The organism is Allobrachymonas chironomi DSM 19884 (genome assembly GCF_000374625.1).
Lineage (GTDB): Bacteria > Pseudomonadota > Gammaproteobacteria > Burkholderiales > Burkholderiaceae_C > Brachymonas > Brachymonas chironomi.
Genome location: NZ_KB894765.1, coordinates 150,096 through 167,292, shown reverse-complemented (window position 1 = coordinate 167,292; position 17,197 = coordinate 150,096). Strand labels below are relative to the sequence as shown.

At 63.8% G+C, this 17,197-nt stretch carries 15 protein-coding genes and 2 tRNA genes; 9 read left to right on the top strand and 8 right to left on the bottom strand.

Features of this window, described 5'->3' with window-relative positions; genetic code table 11:
- The first annotated feature begins 121 nt into the window (after positions 1 to 121).
- The 3 genes from ftsH to glmM all read left to right on the top strand — a co-directional run bounded on the left by ftsH (position 122) and on the right by glmM (position 4,504).
- Positions 122 to 2,080: an ATP-dependent zinc metalloprotease FtsH gene (gene ftsH, locus C513_RS12340; protein WP_051084361.1), complete on the top strand. Its 1,959-nt coding sequence runs from the start codon at positions 122 to 124 to the stop codon at positions 2,078 to 2,080.
- Between the two features lie 73 nt (positions 2,081 to 2,153).
- Positions 2,154 to 3,068 carry a dihydropteroate synthase gene (gene folP, locus C513_RS0100805; RefSeq protein ID WP_018714122.1) on the top strand — a complete coding sequence of 305 codons (915 nt, stop codon included), beginning with the start codon at positions 2,154 to 2,156 and terminating at the stop codon, positions 3,066 to 3,068.
- A gap of 95 nt (positions 3,069 to 3,163) precedes the next feature.
- Entirely contained in the window at positions 3,164 to 4,504 is a 1,341-nt protein-coding gene (gene glmM / locus C513_RS0100800; protein ID WP_018714121.1) for a phosphoglucosamine mutase, read from the top strand.
- 51 nt (positions 4,505 to 4,555) lie between these two features.
- Here the strand turns inward: glmM and C513_RS14220 are convergent, their stop codons facing one another.
- Positions 4,556 to 5,152, bottom strand: a complete 597-nt coding sequence (locus tag C513_RS14220) for an NUDIX hydrolase (RefSeq protein WP_076342687.1) — start codon at positions 5,150 to 5,152, stop codon at positions 4,556 to 4,558.
- A 105-nt stretch (positions 5,153 to 5,257) separates the two neighbouring features.
- Between C513_RS14220 and pgeF the strand changes: the two genes are divergently transcribed.
- From pgeF to thiD, 6 genes are all read left to right on the top strand, one after another.
- A complete protein-coding gene (gene pgeF / locus C513_RS0100790) occupies positions 5,258 to 6,070 on the top strand; it encodes a peptidoglycan editing factor PgeF (RefSeq protein WP_018714119.1) in 813 nt (270 codons plus the stop codon).
- Between the two features lie 154 nt (positions 6,071 to 6,224).
- Complete coding sequence (locus C513_RS0100785; RefSeq protein ID WP_018714118.1) at positions 6,225 to 7,982, top strand: PHA/PHB synthase family protein; 1,758 nt, start codon at positions 6,225 to 6,227, stop codon at positions 7,980 to 7,982.
- A gap of 99 nt (positions 7,983 to 8,081) precedes the next feature.
- Positions 8,082 to 8,819, top strand: a complete 738-nt coding sequence (gene phbB, locus C513_RS0100780) for an acetoacetyl-CoA reductase (protein WP_026320396.1) — start codon at positions 8,082 to 8,084, stop codon at positions 8,817 to 8,819.
- Between the two features lie 161 nt (positions 8,820 to 8,980).
- Positions 8,981 to 9,056 (top strand) — tRNA-Asn (locus C513_RS0100775).
- Positions 9,057 to 9,100: 44 nt separating this feature from the next.
- A tRNA-Asn gene (locus C513_RS0100770) sits at positions 9,101 to 9,176 on the top strand.
- Positions 9,177 to 9,290: 114 nt separating this feature from the next.
- A complete protein-coding gene (gene thiD, locus C513_RS0100765; protein WP_018714116.1) occupies positions 9,291 to 10,130 on the top strand; it encodes a bifunctional hydroxymethylpyrimidine kinase/phosphomethylpyrimidine kinase in 840 nt (279 codons plus the stop codon).
- Here the strand turns inward: thiD and C513_RS0100760 are convergent, their stop codons facing one another.
- The 7 genes from C513_RS0100760 to C513_RS0100730 form a co-directional block, all read right to left on the bottom strand.
- The gene (locus tag C513_RS0100760) at positions 10,131 to 11,198 is read right to left on the bottom strand and encodes an NAD(P)/FAD-dependent oxidoreductase (protein WP_018714115.1); all 1,068 of its coding nucleotides are present in this window, start codon (positions 11,196 to 11,198) and stop codon (positions 10,131 to 10,133) included.
- An 88-nt stretch (positions 11,199 to 11,286) separates the two neighbouring features.
- Positions 11,287 to 11,616, bottom strand: coding sequence for a ferredoxin FdxA (fdxA, locus tag C513_RS0100755; RefSeq protein ID WP_018714114.1), 330 nt, complete (start codon positions 11,614 to 11,616; stop codon positions 11,287 to 11,289).
- A 144-nt stretch (positions 11,617 to 11,760) separates the two neighbouring features.
- Positions 11,761 to 13,113: a sulfate adenylyltransferase subunit 1 gene (locus C513_RS0100750; RefSeq protein WP_018714113.1), complete on the bottom strand. Its 1,353-nt coding sequence runs from the start codon at positions 13,111 to 13,113 to the stop codon at positions 11,761 to 11,763.
- The gene (cysD, locus tag C513_RS0100745; RefSeq protein WP_026320395.1) at positions 13,113 to 14,048 is read right to left on the bottom strand and encodes a sulfate adenylyltransferase subunit CysD; all 936 of its coding nucleotides are present in this window, start codon (positions 14,046 to 14,048) and stop codon (positions 13,113 to 13,115) included. The genes C513_RS0100750 and cysD overlap by 1 nt, the downstream gene beginning before the upstream one ends.
- Before the next feature lie 33 nt (positions 14,049 to 14,081).
- Positions 14,082 to 14,837, bottom strand: a complete 756-nt coding sequence (locus tag C513_RS0100740; protein WP_018714111.1) for a phosphoadenylyl-sulfate reductase — start codon at positions 14,835 to 14,837, stop codon at positions 14,082 to 14,084.
- Positions 14,834 to 15,244: a DUF934 domain-containing protein gene (locus C513_RS0100735; RefSeq protein WP_018714110.1), complete on the bottom strand. Its 411-nt coding sequence runs from the start codon at positions 15,242 to 15,244 to the stop codon at positions 14,834 to 14,836. Before C513_RS0100735 ends, C513_RS0100740 begins: the two co-directional genes overlap by 4 nt.
- Positions 15,245 to 15,252: 8 nt before the next feature.
- Positions 15,253 to 17,052: a nitrite/sulfite reductase gene (locus C513_RS0100730; protein WP_018714109.1), complete on the bottom strand. Its 1,800-nt coding sequence runs from the start codon at positions 17,050 to 17,052 to the stop codon at positions 15,253 to 15,255.
- Positions 17,053 to 17,197 lie beyond the last annotated feature (145 nt).

Here is a 17,197-nt window from a genome sequence, read left to right as displayed (position 1 = left end):
GTGTATCCGGCATGGGTGGACACAAATTGCTGACCTGTGCGCGCCTTGAAACACCTAAAATGACCCCATATGAGGAAATCGGCATGCCTTCTGCATGCCATGGAATGTCATGGAGTAAGGCTTGAACAGGCAATTGCTATCAAAAGTCGCAGTATGGTTCGTGGTAGCCATGGTGCTCTTCACCGTCTTCAAACAGTTCGAGACAGGTGCAACGGGGCCGGGCAGCACGGTGGCCTATTCCGAATTCATTGCGGACGTGCAGAACCGCAAGATCAAGAGCGCCACCATCCAGGAAGGCAGCAACGGGTCCACCGAGATCATGGCGGTCACCACCGATGACCGTCGCATCCGCACCACGGCCACCTATCTGGACCGCGGTCTGGTGGGTGACCTGCTGAACAACGGCGTCAAGTTCGACATCAAGCAGCGCGAGGAAGGCTCGCTGCTGGGCAGCCTGCTGATCAGCTGGGGCCCCATGCTGCTGCTGATTGGCGTCTGGGTCTATTTCATGCGCCAGATGCAGGGTGGAGGCAAGGGCGGCGCCTTCAGCTTTGGCAAGTCCAAGGCGCGCATGCTCGATGAAAACAACAACACCGTGACCTTTGCCGATGTTGCCGGCTGCGACGAGGCCAAGGAAGAGGTCAAGGAAGTGGTGGACTACCTGCGTGACCCGCAGAAGTTCCAGAAGCTCGGCGGCCGCATTCCGCGTGGCCTGCTGCTGGTCGGCCCGCCCGGTACCGGCAAGACGCTGCTGGCCAAGTCCATTGCCGGCGAGGCCAAGGTGCCGTTCTTCAGCATCTCCGGCTCCGATTTCGTGGAAATGTTCGTCGGCGTGGGTGCCGCCCGTGTGCGCGACATGTTCGAGAACGCCAAGAAGAACGCGCCCTGCATCATTTTCATCGACGAGATCGACGCTGTCGGTCGCCAGCGCGGTGCCGGCCTGGGCGGTGGCAATGACGAGCGCGAGCAGACGCTGAACCAGCTGCTGGTCGAGATGGACGGTTTCGAGACCAACCTGGGCGTGATCGTGGTGGCTGCCACCAACCGCCCGGACATCCTGGATGCCGCGCTGCTGCGCCCTGGCCGTTTCGACCGCCAGGTGTACGTGACGCTGCCCGACATCCGTGGCCGCGAGCAGATCCTGAACGTGCACATGCGCAAGATCCCGGTGGGTCCGGACGTGAATCCGGCCATCATCGCGCGCAGCACGCCCGGCATGTCCGGTGCCGACCTGGCCAACCTGTGCAACGAGGCGGCCCTGATGGCGGCACGCCGCAATGCGCGCCTGGTGGAAATGCAGGACTTCGAGAAGGCCAAGGACAAGATCATCATGGGCCCCGAGCGCAAGAGCATGGTCATGCCCGAGGAAGAACGCCGCAACACGGCCTACCACGAGTCCGGCCACGCCCTGATCGGTCGCCTGCTGCCCAAGTGCGATCCGGTGCACAAGGTCACCATCATCCCGCGCGGTCGTGCGCTGGGCGTGACCATGAGCCTGCCCGAGAAGGACCGCTACAGCTACGACAAGGAGTTCATGCTGAACCAGATCAGCATGCTGTTTGGCGGTCGTATCGCGGAAGAAGTGTTCATGAACCAGATGACCACCGGCGCCAGCAATGACTTCGAGCGGGCCACGCAGATTGCGCGTGACATGGTGATGCGTTACGGCATGAGCGAGGCACTGGGCCCGATGGTCTATGCCGAGAACGAGGGCGAGGTGTTCCTGGGCCGCAGTGTGACCAAGACCACCAACATGAGCGAGGAAACCATGCGCCGGGTGGACGAGGAAGTCCGCCGCATCATCGACGAGCAGTACGCCCTGGCGCGTCAGCTGATCGAGGAAAACGCCGACAAGATGCACGCCATGGCCAAGGCGCTGCTGGACTGGGAAACCATTGACAGCGAGCAGCTGGACGCCATCATGGAAGGCCGCGAGCCGCAGCCGCCCAAGGACTGGGCGCCGCGTACCCCAACCAAGGGGGATGGCGATGCGGGTGGTGGTACGGCACCGGCCACGGCCACGCCGCCGGCTGCCCCGGCGCCCGAGGTCAAGCCGCCGCCGGCGTCCAACCCGACCTGATCACGCCGGCGTGATTGCTGCAGCGGAGCCTGGTGCTCCGCTGTTTTGTTTTCTGAAGAGACTGGAGATTTGCATGACCGAACAGACCCTGTGGCAAGCTGGTGACTACGTGCTGGACCTGCAACGTCCGCACATCATGGGCATCGTTAACGTCACGCCGGATTCGTTTTCGGATGGCGGTCATCATGCCGATACGCGCAGTGCACTGTTGCACGCCGAGCAGCTGCTGTACCAGGGTGCCAGCATTCTCGATATTGGTGGCGAATCCACGCGTCCGGGTTCACCGGCGGTGCCGCTGGAGGAGGAGTTGGCGCGCGTGCTGCCGGTGGTCAAGGCCGCCACGGCCTACAAGGTGCCACTCTCGGTCGATACCTACAAGCCGGAAGTGATGCAGGCGGTGCTGGATGCCGGCGCGTCCATCATCAACGACATCTGGGCGCTGCGCTGGCGCTCCGGCCCGGACGGGCTGGATGGCGAGCAGGTGGTGGCACGTCACCCGAGCTGTGGCGTCTGCCTGATGCACATGCACCGCGATCCGCAAAGCATGCAGGTGCAGCCGATGCAGGGCAGCCTGCTGGATACGGTGCAGGAAGTGCGTGCCTTCCTGGAGCAGCGCTCGCACGTGCTGCGCAGCCTGGGTGTCACCAAGGACCGCATCGTGCTGGATCCGGGTATCGGCTTTGGCAAGACCGTGCCGCAGAACCTGGCGCTGCTGGCGCACCAGCGCGAGCTGATGCGGGGTGGTCATGCCGTGCTGGCAGGCTGGTCGCGCAAGTCCAGTCTGGGCGCGGTGCTGGAGGCGCTGCCACCCGGCGTGATGGATGTGAGCTACAAGTCCGATCTGCTGGCGCACGAGCGCAGCCTGGCCAGTGTGAGTGCCCATGTGCTGGCGGTAGAGCGCGGTGCGCGCATCGTGCGCGTGCACGATGTGGCGGCCACGCGCCAGGCGCTGGCCGTGTGGGAGGCCATGCACCGCACCGAATCCTGAGGCAGCGGGCGTGATCTGCTACCACCGGGCCCTCACCAGAATCAGTTAATATCAAAAGATCGCCTGCAACAGGCAAGAACAAGGTCAGTGACAGCATGAGTGGCAAACGCAAGTATTTTGGAACCGATGGCATCCGTGGCCCGGTCGGGCAATATCCGCTGACACCGGATTTCGTGATGCGGCTGGCGAATGCCGTGGGTCGCGTGCTCAAGCGCAGCGACGAGCGTCCCACAGTGATCATCGGCAAGGATACGCGCATCTCCGGCTACATGCTGGAAAGCGCGCTGGAATCGGGTTTCAATGCTGCTGGCGTGGACGTGGTGCTGCTGGGGCCGGTACCCACGCCGGCCGTGGCTTACCTGACACGCGCCCAGCGGGCCTCGCTTGGCGTGGTGATCAGTGCCAGCCACAACGCCTTTGCCGACAACGGCATCAAGTTCTTCAGCTACAAGGGGGCCAAGTTGTCCGATGCCTGGGAGCTGGAGGTGGAGCAGGGCATGGATGAGCCCATGCTGTGCATGCCGTCCGAGCAGCTGGGTCGTACCTGGCGTCTCAAGGATGCGGTCGGCCGCTATGTGGAGTTCTGCAAGAGCAGTTTCGACTATGCCCTGAGCCTGCGTGAGCTGAAGATCGTGGTCGATGCTGCGCATGGTGCGGCCTATCAGATCGCGCCCATGGTGTTCCACGAGCTGGGAGCACAGGTGATCTCCATTGGCTGCGAGCCGGATGGCGTCAACATCAACCAGGGCGTGGGAGCGACCCATCCCGATGCGCTGGTGGCCGCCGTGCGCGAACATGGGGCCGACTACGGTGTGGCGCTCGATGGCGATGCCGACCGTCTGCAGATGGTCGATGCCTCCGGTCGCCTGTACAACGGCGACGAGCTGGTCTACCTGCTGGCCATGGATCGCCTGGCGCAGTACCAGCCGGTACCGGGCGTGGTGGGCACGCTGATGACCAATATGGCCATCGAGACCGCATTGCGCGCCAAGGGCATCGAGCTGATACGTGCCAAGGTGGGCGACCGCTATGTGCTGGAACAGCTGCAGAAAAATGGCTGGCTGATTGGTGGCGAGAGCTCCGGCCACATTCTGGTACTGGACAAGCACAGCACTGGCGATGGCCTGGTCAGTGCGCTGCAGGTGCTGAACGCCGTGGTGCGCAGTGGCAGCAGCATGGCCGAGATGCTGGCCGATGCCAGCCTGTTCCCGCAGACCATGATCAACGTGCGCATGGAGGCCGGCACCGACTGGCAGGGCAGCCAGGCGTTGCAGCAGGCGATCGCCGAAGCCGAACAGGCCCTGGGTCAGGATGGCCGGGTGCTGATCCGTGCCAGTGGTACCGAACCGGTACTGCGCGTGATGGTCGAGGCGCGTGATTCGGCGGTGGCGCAGCGCTGGGCCGAGGCGATTGCCGGCCAGGTGCCGACGCGCTGAACGCCTGTCTGAATCTGTCGGACGTCCTGCCGGAAGCGGCAGGACGTTTTTTCATGCCCCGGGGTGATCGCGCACGAAATCGCGGCCGCTGATATCGCCGGTGTGTACCAGGAAATGGCCGCGTATGCGGTCGGCAAAAAACGCCTGCAGCGCGTGCTGCACGGTCAGGAAGGAGAGTTCTTCCCAGGGAATCTCGTCTTCGGCAAACAGGCGTGCTTCCTGTGTCTCGATACCGGGATCGAACTGGTCATGCTGCAGTGTGCACAGGTAGAACAGGTGCACCTGGCTGGCTGCGGGCACGTTCATCACGGCAAACAGCGGACCCATGTCAAAACTGGCACCGGATTCTTCGCGTGTTTCGCGGGCAGCGCCCTGGGCCGTGGTTTCGCCCAGTTCCATGAAGCCGGCCGGCAGTGTCCACTTGCCAAAGCGCGGCTCGATATTGCGCTTGCACAGCAGCACCTTGTCGCCCAGTACCGGAATCGTGCCTACCACCACCAGCGGGTTGACGTAGTGGATGGTGCCGCAGGACGGGCAGACGGCACGTTCGCTGCCATCGCCTTCGGGGACACGCATGTCGGTGCGCGTACCGCAGTGGCGGCAGAAGGAGTGCTCGGTGCGGGGAGGCTGGCAGGTAGGTGTAAACACGTCAGACTGTAAAAATGGCACGCGACCATGCGCGCGAATGCCTGCCAATTTACCATGATGTACCGATGGCAGCGTTCTGCCATGCTTATCCGCTGGAGTGCTTGCATGAATACCGATATGTCCCGTGACTGGATCGTTCCCGACTGGCCGGCACCGCCCTGGGTGGGTGCGCTGTTTACCACCCGTGCCGGCGGCGTGTCGCGGCCGCCATTTGACAGCTTCAATCTGGGTGACCATGTGCAGGACGATGCTGCCGCCGTGGCATACAACCGTGCCCTGCTGGCACAGTGCAGCGGTGTGGAGCCGGGTTTTCTGCAGCAGGTGCATGGCGTGCAGGTGGTCGATGCCGGACAGGTGCAGGGCTGTGCGCCGCAGGCCGATGCCTGTTTCACGCAGCAGCCAGGCATCGGCTGTACCGTGATGGTGGCGGATTGTCTGCCGGTGCTGCTGGCGCACCGCCGCTTCCCCATTGTCGGCGCGGCGCATGCCGGCTGGCGCGGACTGGCCGATGGCGTGATCGAACAACTGCATGCCCGCATGCGGCAGACGCTGGTCGCACAGGGCAGGGGGCAGGATGCCGGCAGCGACTGGCTGGCCTGGCTCGGGCCGTGCATCGGTCCGACGGCGTTCGAGGTGGGCAGCGAGGTACGTGCCACCTTTGTCCGTCATGCTGCGGCAGCGACCGCCGCGTTCCAGCCGGGCGCTCGCGAAGGCAAGTGGCTGGCCAATTTGCCGCTGCTGGCACGCCAGCGGCTGCAGGCCATGGGCATAGGTGCCATCCATGGCAATGATGGTGGTTTGCCGTGGTGTACCTACAGCCAGGAACAGCGGTTTTTCTCGTACCGGCGCCAGGCGCGTACCGGGCGCATGGCGGCCATGGTCTGGATCCGCGACGGATGCCCGTTCTCCGCAGTGTGACATCGGCAGATTGCCTTCATATTGTCAAAAAAATGACTTAGGATGATGGTGAATTGGTTGCCCGAACAAACAGGGTTTTCATACCAGTACACACCCTGCATGCCCGTTATCATGCAGAGGTGATTTCACTACAACGATGCAAGGAGACAAGCTGATGAGCCAAACCCCCAAGAACCCCTGGGAGTCCGTTGCCGCGCCCATGCAGGCCATGTGGACCAATGCCATGCAGCAATATGGCAAGGCCATGCAGAGCGGAGGCTTTGGCGCTCCCATGCCGGCTACTGAAATGATGGGCATGTTCCAGCAGATGGTGCCGACGCTGCCCAATGGCCCGCAGGTCACTTTCGATACCACCAAGCTGCAGCAGCTGCAGCAGACCTATGCCCAGGAGCTGTCCCAGCTGTGGCTGCAGGGCATGGTGCCGCCCACCATCGCTACCGACCGCCGCTTTGCCAGCGAGGAATGGCAGCGCCAGCCGGTGTCCGGCTTTGCCGCCGCGCTGCACCTGATCAACACCCGCATGCTGATGGGCATGGCCGACGCCATGCAGGCCGATGCCAAGACCAAGGCGCGCGTCAACTTTGCCGTCGAGCAGTGGGCTGCCGCTGCCGCCCCGAGCAACTTCCTGGCCTTCAACCCCGATGCCCAGAAAAAGGCCATCGAGACCAAGGGCGAGAGCATTGCCAAGGGCATGCAGAACATGCTGCACGACATGCGCCAGGGCCATGTCTCCATGACCGACGAGAGCAAGTTCGAGGTCGGCACCAACGTCGCCACCACCGAAGGTGCCGTGGTGTTCGAGAACGAGCTGTTCCAGCTGATCGAGTACAAGCCGTTGACCGAGAAGGTGCATGAGCGCCCCTTCCTGTTCATCCCGCCCTGCATCAACAAGTTCTACATCATGGACCTGCAGCCTGCCAACTCGCTGGTGCGCTACGTGCTGGAGCAGGGCCATCGCGCCTACATGGTGAGCTGGCGCAACCCCGACGCCTCGCTGGCCCAGGTCACCTGGGACGATTACGTCGAGAAGGGTGCCATCACGGCCATGAAGACGGTGCTGGACATCACCAAGAAGCCGGATCTGAACGTGCTGGGCTTCTGTGTCGGCGGCACCATCCTGAGCAACGCGCTGGCCGTGCTGGCCGGCCGTGGCGAGAAGCTGGCCAACAGCGCCACCTTCCTGACCACGCTGATGGACTTCACCGACACCGGCGTGCTGGACCTGTTCATCGACGAAGCCTTCGTGCGCATGCGCGAAATGCAGTTTGGCCAGGGCGGCCTGATGCCGGCCAACGACCTGTCGACCACCTTCAGCTTCCTGCGCCCCAACGACCTGGTGTGGAACTACGTGGTGGGCAACTACCTGAAGGGTGAAACCCCGCCGCCGTTCGACCTGCTGTACTGGAACTGCGATTCCACCAACCTGCCTGGCCCGATGTATTCCTGGTACCTGCGCAACATGTACCTGGAAAACAACCTGATCAAGCCGAACCGCCTGGAAGTCTGCGGCCAGAAGCTGGATCTGGGCAAGATCGACATCCCGGTCTACATCTACGGTTCGCGCGAGGACCACATCGTGCCGATCGAGGGTGCCTACGCCTCCACCCAGGTACTGCCGGGCGAGAAGCGTTTCGTGATGGGGGCTTCCGGCCACATTGCCGGCGTGATCAACCCGCCGGCCAAGAAGAAGCGCAGCTACTGGACCAACGAAGCCGCCCTGCCGGCAGATGTCAACGACTGGATCGCCGGCTCCGAAGAGCACACGGGCAGCTGGTGGCCGGACTGGGCCGGCTGGCTGGCGCAGCAGGGTGGTGCCATGGTGGCAGCGCCCAAGCGCTACGGCAGCACCCAGCACAAGGAAATCGAGCCGGCACCCGGCCGCTACGTGAAGGCCAAGGCCTCCGTGGTCTGATGTCAGGGTTTCTGGCAGCAGGAGTTTTACCTAGTCCGGCCAGGACAGTCCCGGCCGGGCTCTTACACTGAAGATGAGCATCAACAAGAGGAGACGACAATGACTCAAAAAGTGGCATATGTGACAGGTGGCATGGGTGGCATCGGTACCGCGATCTGCCAGCGCCTGCACAAGGATGGTTTCAAGGTCATTGCAGGTTGCGGCCCGACCCGTGACTTCCAGAAGTGGCTGGACGAGCAAAAGGCCGAGGGTTACACCTTCTATGCCTCCGTGGGCAACGTGGGTGACTGGGATTCCACCGTCGAAGCCTTTGGCAAGGCCAAGGAAGAGCACGGCCCGATCGACGTGCTGGTGAACAACGCCGGCATCACGCGTGACCGCATGTTCATCAAGATGACGCCGGATGACTGGAAGGCCGTGATCGAGACCAACCTGAACTCCATGTTCAACGTGACCAAGCAGGTCGTGCCGGACATGGTGGAGCGTGGTTTTGGTCGCATCGTCAACATTTCTTCCGTGAACGGCGCCAAGGGTCAGGCTGGTCAGACCAACTACTCGGCCGCCAAGGCCGGCATGCACGGCTTCTCCATGGCCCTGGCCCAGGAACTGGCCAACAAGGGCGTGACGGTCAACACCGTGAGCCCGGGCTACATCGGTACCGACATGGTGCGCGCCATCCGTGAAGACGTGCTGGAAAAGATCGTGGCCACGATCCCGGTCAAGCGCCTGGGTACGCCCGAGGAAATCGGCTCCATCGTGAGCTGGCTGGCAGGTCCGGACTCCGGTTTCACCACCGGTGCCGAATTCGCCTGCAACGGTGGTCTGCACATGAGCTGATGGGTGAGCTGCATGGCCTGTGCGCAGGCCATGCCAGAGCCCTCGCGGAATCCTGCTTCGGCAGGATTTTTCTTTTGTGGCACGGGCTTGCGGGTTGGTCTGCAAAAAACGGGCAAGGGCTGGAAAAATGAAAAAAGCTGGTATATAATCTTTGCTTCTGTTCCTCAATAGCTCAGTCGGTAGAGCGCCGGACTGTTAATCCGTAGGTCCCTGGTTCGAGCCCAGGTTGAGGAGCCAGAAAAATTCCGGCAGTTGCCCCCGGGCGGCTGCCACACCGACATTCCTCAATAGCTCAGTCGGTAGAGCGCCGGACTGTTAATCCGTAGGTCCCTGGTTCGAGCCCAGGTTGAGGAGCCAGACAAAGCCCTGCAGCAGCCATGTTGCAGGGCTTTTCTCATGCTTGCTGCAGCCGGTGCCTTGCGGCAAGATGACAGGATCTGACCAGAGAGGAGTATTGCCGTGCAGCCATCCATGCCCATTCACGACTACAGCTATGTCCGCGTCCTCAGCATCGCCGGCTCCGACAGCGGAGGCGGTGCCGGTATTCAGGCGGATCTGAAAACCTGCTCGGCGCTGGGCGTGTATGGCATGACGGCGATCACGGCGATCACAGCGCAGAACACGCAAGGCGTGCGCGCCATCCATGCGGTGCCGACAGCCGTGCTGGCCGCCCAGATCGATGCCGTGGCCGAGGATATCGGCTACGAGGCCGTCAAGATCGGCATGCTGCATGCGCCCGAGGTGGTCATGTGCGTGGCCGAAGCCTTGCGCCGCCATCCCTGCGAGTTTGTCGTGCTGGACCCGGTGATGGTGGCTACCAGCGGTGCCGCCCTGATGGAAAACGCCAGCACGGCGGTGCTGGTGGAGCAGCTGTTTCCGTTGGCCAGCGTCATCACGCCCAACCTGGATGAGGCCGGCATGCTGCTAGGGCGCAAGCTGGAAACGGTGGCCGACATGCAGCAGGCGGCGCGTGCGTTGCAGGCCATGGGCGCGCGTGCCGTGCTGATCAAGGGGGGCCACCTGGCAGGGGCTGAAGTGGTGGATGTGCTGCTGCAGGAGGATGGCACGGAGCTGCTGTTCCGCGATACACGCATTGCCACGACCAACACGCATGGCACGGGCTGCACGCTGTCGTCAGCCATGGCCTGCTATCTGGCGCTGGGCGAGGAGCTGGCCGATGCGGTGACGCTGGCGCGTGTCTATGTGCGCCATGCGCTGGCCAATGGTGCCCAGGTCCGCACCGGCAAGGCCGATAACGGCCCGTTGAACCATGCCTCGCATCCGAGGGCGATGCGCCTGATGCGGCTGTAATCAGTCGAAATTCGGCATTTCCACGCCCAGTACCTTGTGCAGCTTGGGGCTGGTGGTGGTGTACTGCAGGAACACCTTTTTCTCCGGGAAGATGATGTCCATGGCCCCGAAAGCGGCGAGTGCGCATTCGTGGAAGCCGGACAGGATCAGCTTTTTCTTGCCGGGGTAGGTGTTGATGTCGCCTACGGCGAAGATGCCGGGTTCGCTGGTGGAGAATTTTTCGGTATCGACCACCAGCTGCTTGCGTTCGATTTCCAGGCCCCAGTCGGCGATCGGGCCGAGCTTGGGGGACAGGCCGAAGAAGACGAACAGCACGTCCAGTGGCACCGAGCGCGTCACGCCGTCACCGCCCGTGACCTTGACGGCCTTGAGGGTGTTGTCTTCTTCGTAGCCGGTGACCTGGCCGACGATGAACTGCATCTCGAACTGTTCGCACAGTTCCTTCATGCGGGCCACGCTGGCCGGTGCGGCACGGAAACCGTCGCGGCGGTGGATCAGGATCACGCTTTCGGCCTTGTGCTCGCCCTCGACGAAGTTCAGCACCCAGTCGAGTGCGGAGTCGCCACCGCCGACGATGACCAGGTTCTTGCCGGCGTATTGCTGCGGGTCACGTACGCGGTAGAACAGCTGGCTGCCCTCGAATTTGTCCAGGCCTTCGACCTTGAGCGTGCGGGGCTGGAAGGCACCCACGCCGGCGGCAATGAAGATGGTCTTGGTCAGGAAACGCGTGCCCTTGCTGGTCTCGACATGGAAGCGGCCGTCTTCCTGCTTTTCGACGACGCTGACTTCCTGGCCCAGATGGTAGGTGGCACCAAAGGGCTCGGTCTGCTTGAGCAGGGCATCGGTTAGCTCCTGGCCGGTACAGACCGGAATTGCCGGGATGTCATAGATCGGCTTGTCCGGGTAGAGCTCGATCGGCTGGCCACCGGGGTAAGCCAGCGAGTCGATGATATGGGCCTTGACTTCAAGCAGGCCCAGCTCGAAGATCTGGAACAGGCCGACCGGGCCGGCACCGATGATGACGGCATCGGTTTCGATCGGATTGGCGAAGGGGCGTACAGCAGTCATGGCAGGGGGCGGTGAGTAGCCGCCAGAAATGAAATGGCGACGGACAAGGCCGTCGCACAGGGAGGAGCTGCGGAAAGAAGCACCGCGATCAGCGGACCAGTTCCTTGAGCTTGTCGGTGCGGTCCTTCCAGTCTTCGTGGTCGGGCAGCGGCTCCTTGCGGCGGGTGATGGTCTTCCAGTTGGGCAGACGTGCCAGTTCGGCGTTCAGCTTGATCATGTGCTGCTGGTCTGCCGGCGTGTCTTCTTCGGCGTAGATGGCACCCACCGGGCACTCCGGGATGCAGACGGCGCAGTCGATGCATTCGTCGGGATCGATGGTCAGGAAATTGGGGCCTTCGCGGAAGCAGTCCACCGGGCAGACATCGACACAGTCGGTGTATTTGCAGCGGATACAGGCTTCGGTGACAACGTGGGTCATGGCAATTCTCGAAAAAATGGACACAAAAAGACAGGGCAGGTCAGCTGCCGTTTACCCTGTATTCTAACGATCTGCCTTTGGCTTTCGCGTGATAAGACTATGCCGTAAAGGGATGTTGCAGCAGCTTTTGTCCTGGATCAAGGTTCAGAAGTCTTCTTCGACCTCTGGTTCGATCAGCAAGGCGGCAGCGGTGGCGTGGCTGGCGGTATCGACCAGAATCATGGCCCCCTGGCTGCGGCTGTCGGCATAGGCCTGCACCGGAAGAGCGGTTTGCAGCGCGAGCTGGACCTGGCCGATGGCGTTGGCGGCCAGGGAATCGGCCTGCTGCGTTTGCAGGGTGGTGATATCGAGCTGGTGCACGATGCGCGTGACCTTGGCCTTGATCCAGCGGTGGCCGTGCAGGGCCCAGTAGACGCGGCCGGGCTGCAGCGGCTCCTGGTCCAGCCAGGCGATGGTGGCCGTGATGTCACGGCGCGGGCGCGGGGCACCCTGGCCCAGCAGCCAGTCGCCACGCGAAATGTCCAGTTCGCGGTCCAGCACCACACCGGTGCTGGCAGGTGCCTGGGCCTGCGCCAACGGGCGACGGCCGTGGTCCAGCAGCTCCACCACCTGGGCGCTCTGGCCGCTGGGGAAGGCCTGCAGCGTGTCGCCGGGGCGCAGCGTGCCTTCGGAGACACGGCCCCACAGCACGCGGCGGCTGCGGTCGGTGGCGGTGCTGGAGGCGTTGGATTCCACCCACTGCACCGGCAGGGCAGCGGGCAGGGCGGCGGCATGCGGTTCACGCGGCAGTTGTTCCAGCAGCTCCAGCAGGGCAGGACCCTGGTAATCGCACCAGCCGTGATGCGGGTCCACCACGTTCCAGCCGGTCAGCGCCGAGACGGGAATGGTGGCGCGCACGTCCAGCCCGGCTTCGCTGGCGAAGGCCTGCAGCGCGGCTTGGATGCGCTGGTAGGCGGCACTGGCATCGGCCACGGCATCCAGCTTGTTGATGGCAAACACGATGTGCGGCACGCGCAGCAGCTGCGCCAGCAGTGCATGGCGACGGGTTTGTGGCAGCAGGGTGTGCGCGCCTTCGCCACTGGCGGCCCAGGACAGCTTGGTGGCATCGACCAGCACCACGGCGCAATCGGCCTGGCTGGCGGCGGTGACCATGTTGCGGGTGTACTGTTCGTGACCCGGTGCATCGCCGATGATGAACTTGCGCTGGGGCGTGGCAAAGTAGCGCCAGGCGACATCAATGGTGATGCCCTGTTCGCGTTCGGCCTGTAGGCCGTCGGTCAGGCGGGCCAGTTCGGCGGTGTTGATCTGGCCGCTGGCCTGGTGGGTGACGTGGGCCAGCTGGTCCTGCAGCACGCTGCGGCTGTCCAGCAGCAGGCGGCCGATGAGTGTGCTCTTGCCATCATCGACGCTGCCGCAGGTGATGAAGCGCAGCGCCGGGGCGGTGCTGCTGGCCTGGCTGTTGGCCAGGGCCGGGCGTTCGGTGCTCAGGGTGTGCATCAGAAATATCCTTCCAGTTTGCGTTTTTCCATGCTGGCGTCGCTGGTCTGGTCGTCCATGCGGGTGGCGCCGCGTTCGCTGACGCTGGCTTGCACGGTTTCGCGCACGATGTCGAGGGCGCTGGCGGCCGGGCTCTCGACCGGGCAGGTGCAGGTGATGTCGCCCACGGTGCGGAAGCGCACGGTGCGGGTCTGCACGGTTTCGCCATCGCGCGGCGGAGTCAGCGGGGTGACCGGCACCAGCAGGCCGCGGCGCTCCACCACCTCGCGCTGGTGCGCGTAGTACAGCGGGGGCAGGGCGATGTTTTCACGGGCGATGTATTGCCAGACGTCGAGTTCGGTCCAGTTGCTGATCGGGAAAACGCGGAAGTGCTCGCCCGGTTGCAGCCGGGTGTTGAACAGCGTCCAAAGCTCGGGGCGCTGCTGCTTGGGTTGCCACTGGCCAAAGCTGTCGCGGTGGCTGAAGATGCGCTCCTTGGCGCGGGCTTTTTCCTCGTCGCGGCGGGCACCGCCGATCAGGGCATCGAAGCGGAATTCCTCGATCGCTTCCAGCAGCGTGACCGACTGGTGGGCGTTGCGGCTTTCGTCCGGCCGCGACAGGCGTACCGTGCCGCGCGCCATGGAGTCTTCCACGCTGCGCACGATCAGGTCGGCCTGCAGTTCGCGGGCGCGCTGGTCGCGGAAATCGGTGACTTCGGGGAAGCTGTGGCCGGTATCGATCATCAGCAGCGGATACGGGATGCGGCCGGCACCAAAGGCCTTTTCGGCACAGTGCAGCATCACCAGCGAGTCCTTGCCGCCGGAAAACAGCAGGGCCGGGCGTTCAAATACGGCGGCAACTTCGCGCAGCAGGAAAATGGTTTCCTCTTCCAGTGCATCCAGATGGGCGTTGCTCAGGGGCGCGTGCAGCGCCTGCGGGGGCAGGGGGGCATTCATGGCAGATTCCAGGGTAAAGGTCATGACCGGCTCTCAGGACTTGACGTGCAGGCCGCATTCCTTGGCGCTCTCGTCCTCCCACCACCAGCGGCCGGCGCGGAAATCCTCGCCCAGGCTGATGGCGCGGGTGCAGGGCGCGCAGCCGATGCTGGGGTAAAAACGGTCGTGCAGCGGGTTGTAGCGCACGCCGTGGCTGGCGATGTAGTGCCAGATGTCGCCCCAGGTCCAGTTGGCCAGCGGGTTGAACTTGACCGGCTTGCCGGTGTCGCTGGCATCGCGCAGCGGCACTTCGGCGCGGGCGCCGGACTGCTCACGGCGCAGGCCGGTGATCCAGGCCGACTTGCCCTGCAGTGCCCGGGCCAGCGGCTCCATCTTGCGGATCTGGCAGCAGGCCTTGCGCAGCGCGATGCTCTGGTACATGGCATTGGCGCCTTCGCGCTGGACAAAGGCCACGGCCTGTTCCTGCACCGGTTCCAGCACGTTGACTGGCACGCGGCTGGTCTGTACCACGTGCTCCAGCAGTTCCAGGGTTTCCGGATGCAGCTGGCCGGTTTGCAGCACGAAGGAGGCAATGCCCAGTTCGTCCTGTTCGATCAGATGGTGCAGTACCACGTCTTCAGCGCCCAGGCTGTTGGCTTGCGTGATCTGTGCGCTGCCGAATTCGGCCACAGCGGCGCGCAGGGTATCGCGGGCCTGTTGCAGATGCAGGGCGTAATCGGGGGAAGGCTGGTTGTGCAGCGTGGTGGCTGGCTGCGCAGCCCCGGTGGGCAGGAGGCTGCTGGTCGTCATGCCGGAGTGTCCTGCTGGGCGAAACGCGGTGCGGGATGGCTGGCATCGCCCTGGTAAAAGCCTTGCTGGTACAGGTCCAGCAATTGCTGGCCGCGTTCCAGGCTCTGGTCGGCACGCAGCACGGCTTCATCGAAACCGCAGCGCTGCAGCTGTTGCAGCTGGTCGATCAGCACATCGCCGGTGGCGCGCAGCGTGCCGCGAAAATCGCGGCGGCGGCGCAGCAGCTGGGCCTGGCTGAACGCGCGGCCATCGGTGAAAGCCGGAAACTGCAGTTCGATGACATGGATGCCATCCAGATCCACGGCGAGCGGATCGGCATCGTTGGCCAGAGTCAGCAGGGCCACGGGATCGGGCTGGTACTGGTCGGCGGCAATCAGCCGCAGGGAAGAAGAGGCAGACGTGGTCATGGCAAGGCTCAGGCAGTGGTGGCTTCGCTGCGGGCGGTATGGCCCGTGGGCGTGTGGCGGGCGGCGTTGGCGGCGGTCTTGAACGGGTCCAGACCCACACGGCGCAGCGTGTGGATAAAGGGTTCGCCGGTGTCGCGCTGTGTGCGGTAGGTGTCCAGGATGGCCTCGATCACATCGGGGACCTCAGCCGCGCTGAACGAGGGGCCGACCACCTTGCCCGGTGTCGCCGGGCCGGACAGCTGCGAGCCATCGGCACCGCCCAGTGTGATCTGGTACCACTCCTTGCCGTCCTTGTCCACGCCCAGAATGCCGATGTGGCCGCTGTGGTGGTGGCCGCAGGAGTTGATGCAGCCGCTGATATGCAGGTCGATCTCGCCCAGATCCCACAGCTCGTCCAGGTCCTGGTAGCGTTCGGTCAGGGCTGCCGCAATCGGGATCGAGCGGGCATTGGCCAGGGCGCAGAAATCGCCGCCCGGGCAGGCAATCATGTCGGTCAGCAGGCCGATATTCGGCTGCGCCAGACCCAGTGCGCGCGCCTGTTCGTACAGGGCTGGCAGATCGCTGGCGTGGACCCAGGGCAGCACCAGATTCTGCTCGTGCGTCAGACGGGCTTCGCCGGCACTGAAGGTGTCGGCCAGCTGTGCCACCGCATCCAGCGTGTCGCCATCGGCATCGCCCGGGGCAAAGCCGGGGCGCTTGAACGACAGGCCGACCACGCGCAGCTGCGGCAGGCGGTGCGGGCGTACGTTGCGCTGCAGCCAGCGCTGGTAGGCAGGACTGCCGGTATCGATTTCCGAGGCCAGGTTGGCGGCGATCAGCTCCGGCTGCACAAAGCAGGCGGTGACGCGCTCCAGTTCGGCTTCGGTGATGGTGTGCGGAGCGCCATCCTGCTCCAGGATGCTGGCGTATTCGGCCTCGACGGCATCGATGAAGCGCTGGCCTTCGGCCTTGACCAGGATCTTGATGCGTGCCTTCCAGGCGTTGTCGCGGCGGCCGTACTGGTTGTAGACGCGGATCACCGCCTCCAGATAGTTCAGCAGCTGGTTCCAGGGCAGGAAATCGCGAATGGTGGGGCTGATGGTGGGCGTGCGGCCCATGCCGCCGCCGACGCTCACGGCAAAGCCCAGCTCGCCGGCAGCGTTGTGTACCAGCTTGAGGCCGACGTCGTACCAGTGGGTGGCGGCGCGGTCTTCCATACCGCCGGTGATGGAGATCTTGAACTTGCGCGGCAGGAAGGCAAACTCCGGGTGCAGCGTGCTCCACTGGCGCAGGATTTCGGCAAACGGGCGCGGATCGGCTACTTCATCGGGCGCGATTCCGGCCAGGTCATCGGCATTCAGGTTGCGGATGCAGTTGCCGCTGGTCTGGATGCCATGCATTTGCACGCTGGCCAGCAGGTCCATCACATCGGCGCTTTTTTCCAGCGGAATCCAGTTGTACTGCACATTGGTGCGGGTGGTGAAATGGCCGTAGCCATAACGCAGCAGCGGGGCGCTCAGCGTACCGGGCTGGGCCGCCTGCAGCGCGTCCTGGGTCGATTGCGCATGCTGCAGCAGCTCTTCAGACGGGCGATCGTATTCGCGCGCGATACGGGCCAGTGCGCGCAGCTGGCGGCTGGCGACTTCGCCGTAGGGCACGGCCACACGCAGCATGGGCGCATAGCGCTGGAGATACCAGCCGTTCTGCAGCCGCAGCGGGCGGAATTCGGCATCGGGCAAGACACCAGCCAGGTGGCGTTCCAGCTGCTCGCGGTACTGGGCGGCACGCTGTTCGATAAAGGACTGGTCGAAATCGGAATACTGATACATGTCGGACGTCTGCATGGTCGGACGGGATGCCCGACACTGGAATCCCGTGACTGTAGCCGTGCTTTATGTGAAATCAAACGACATTTTCCGGATGTTTATATTCCACTCGGATATAAGGCAGACTTGTCCATCGGCTATCCCGAAC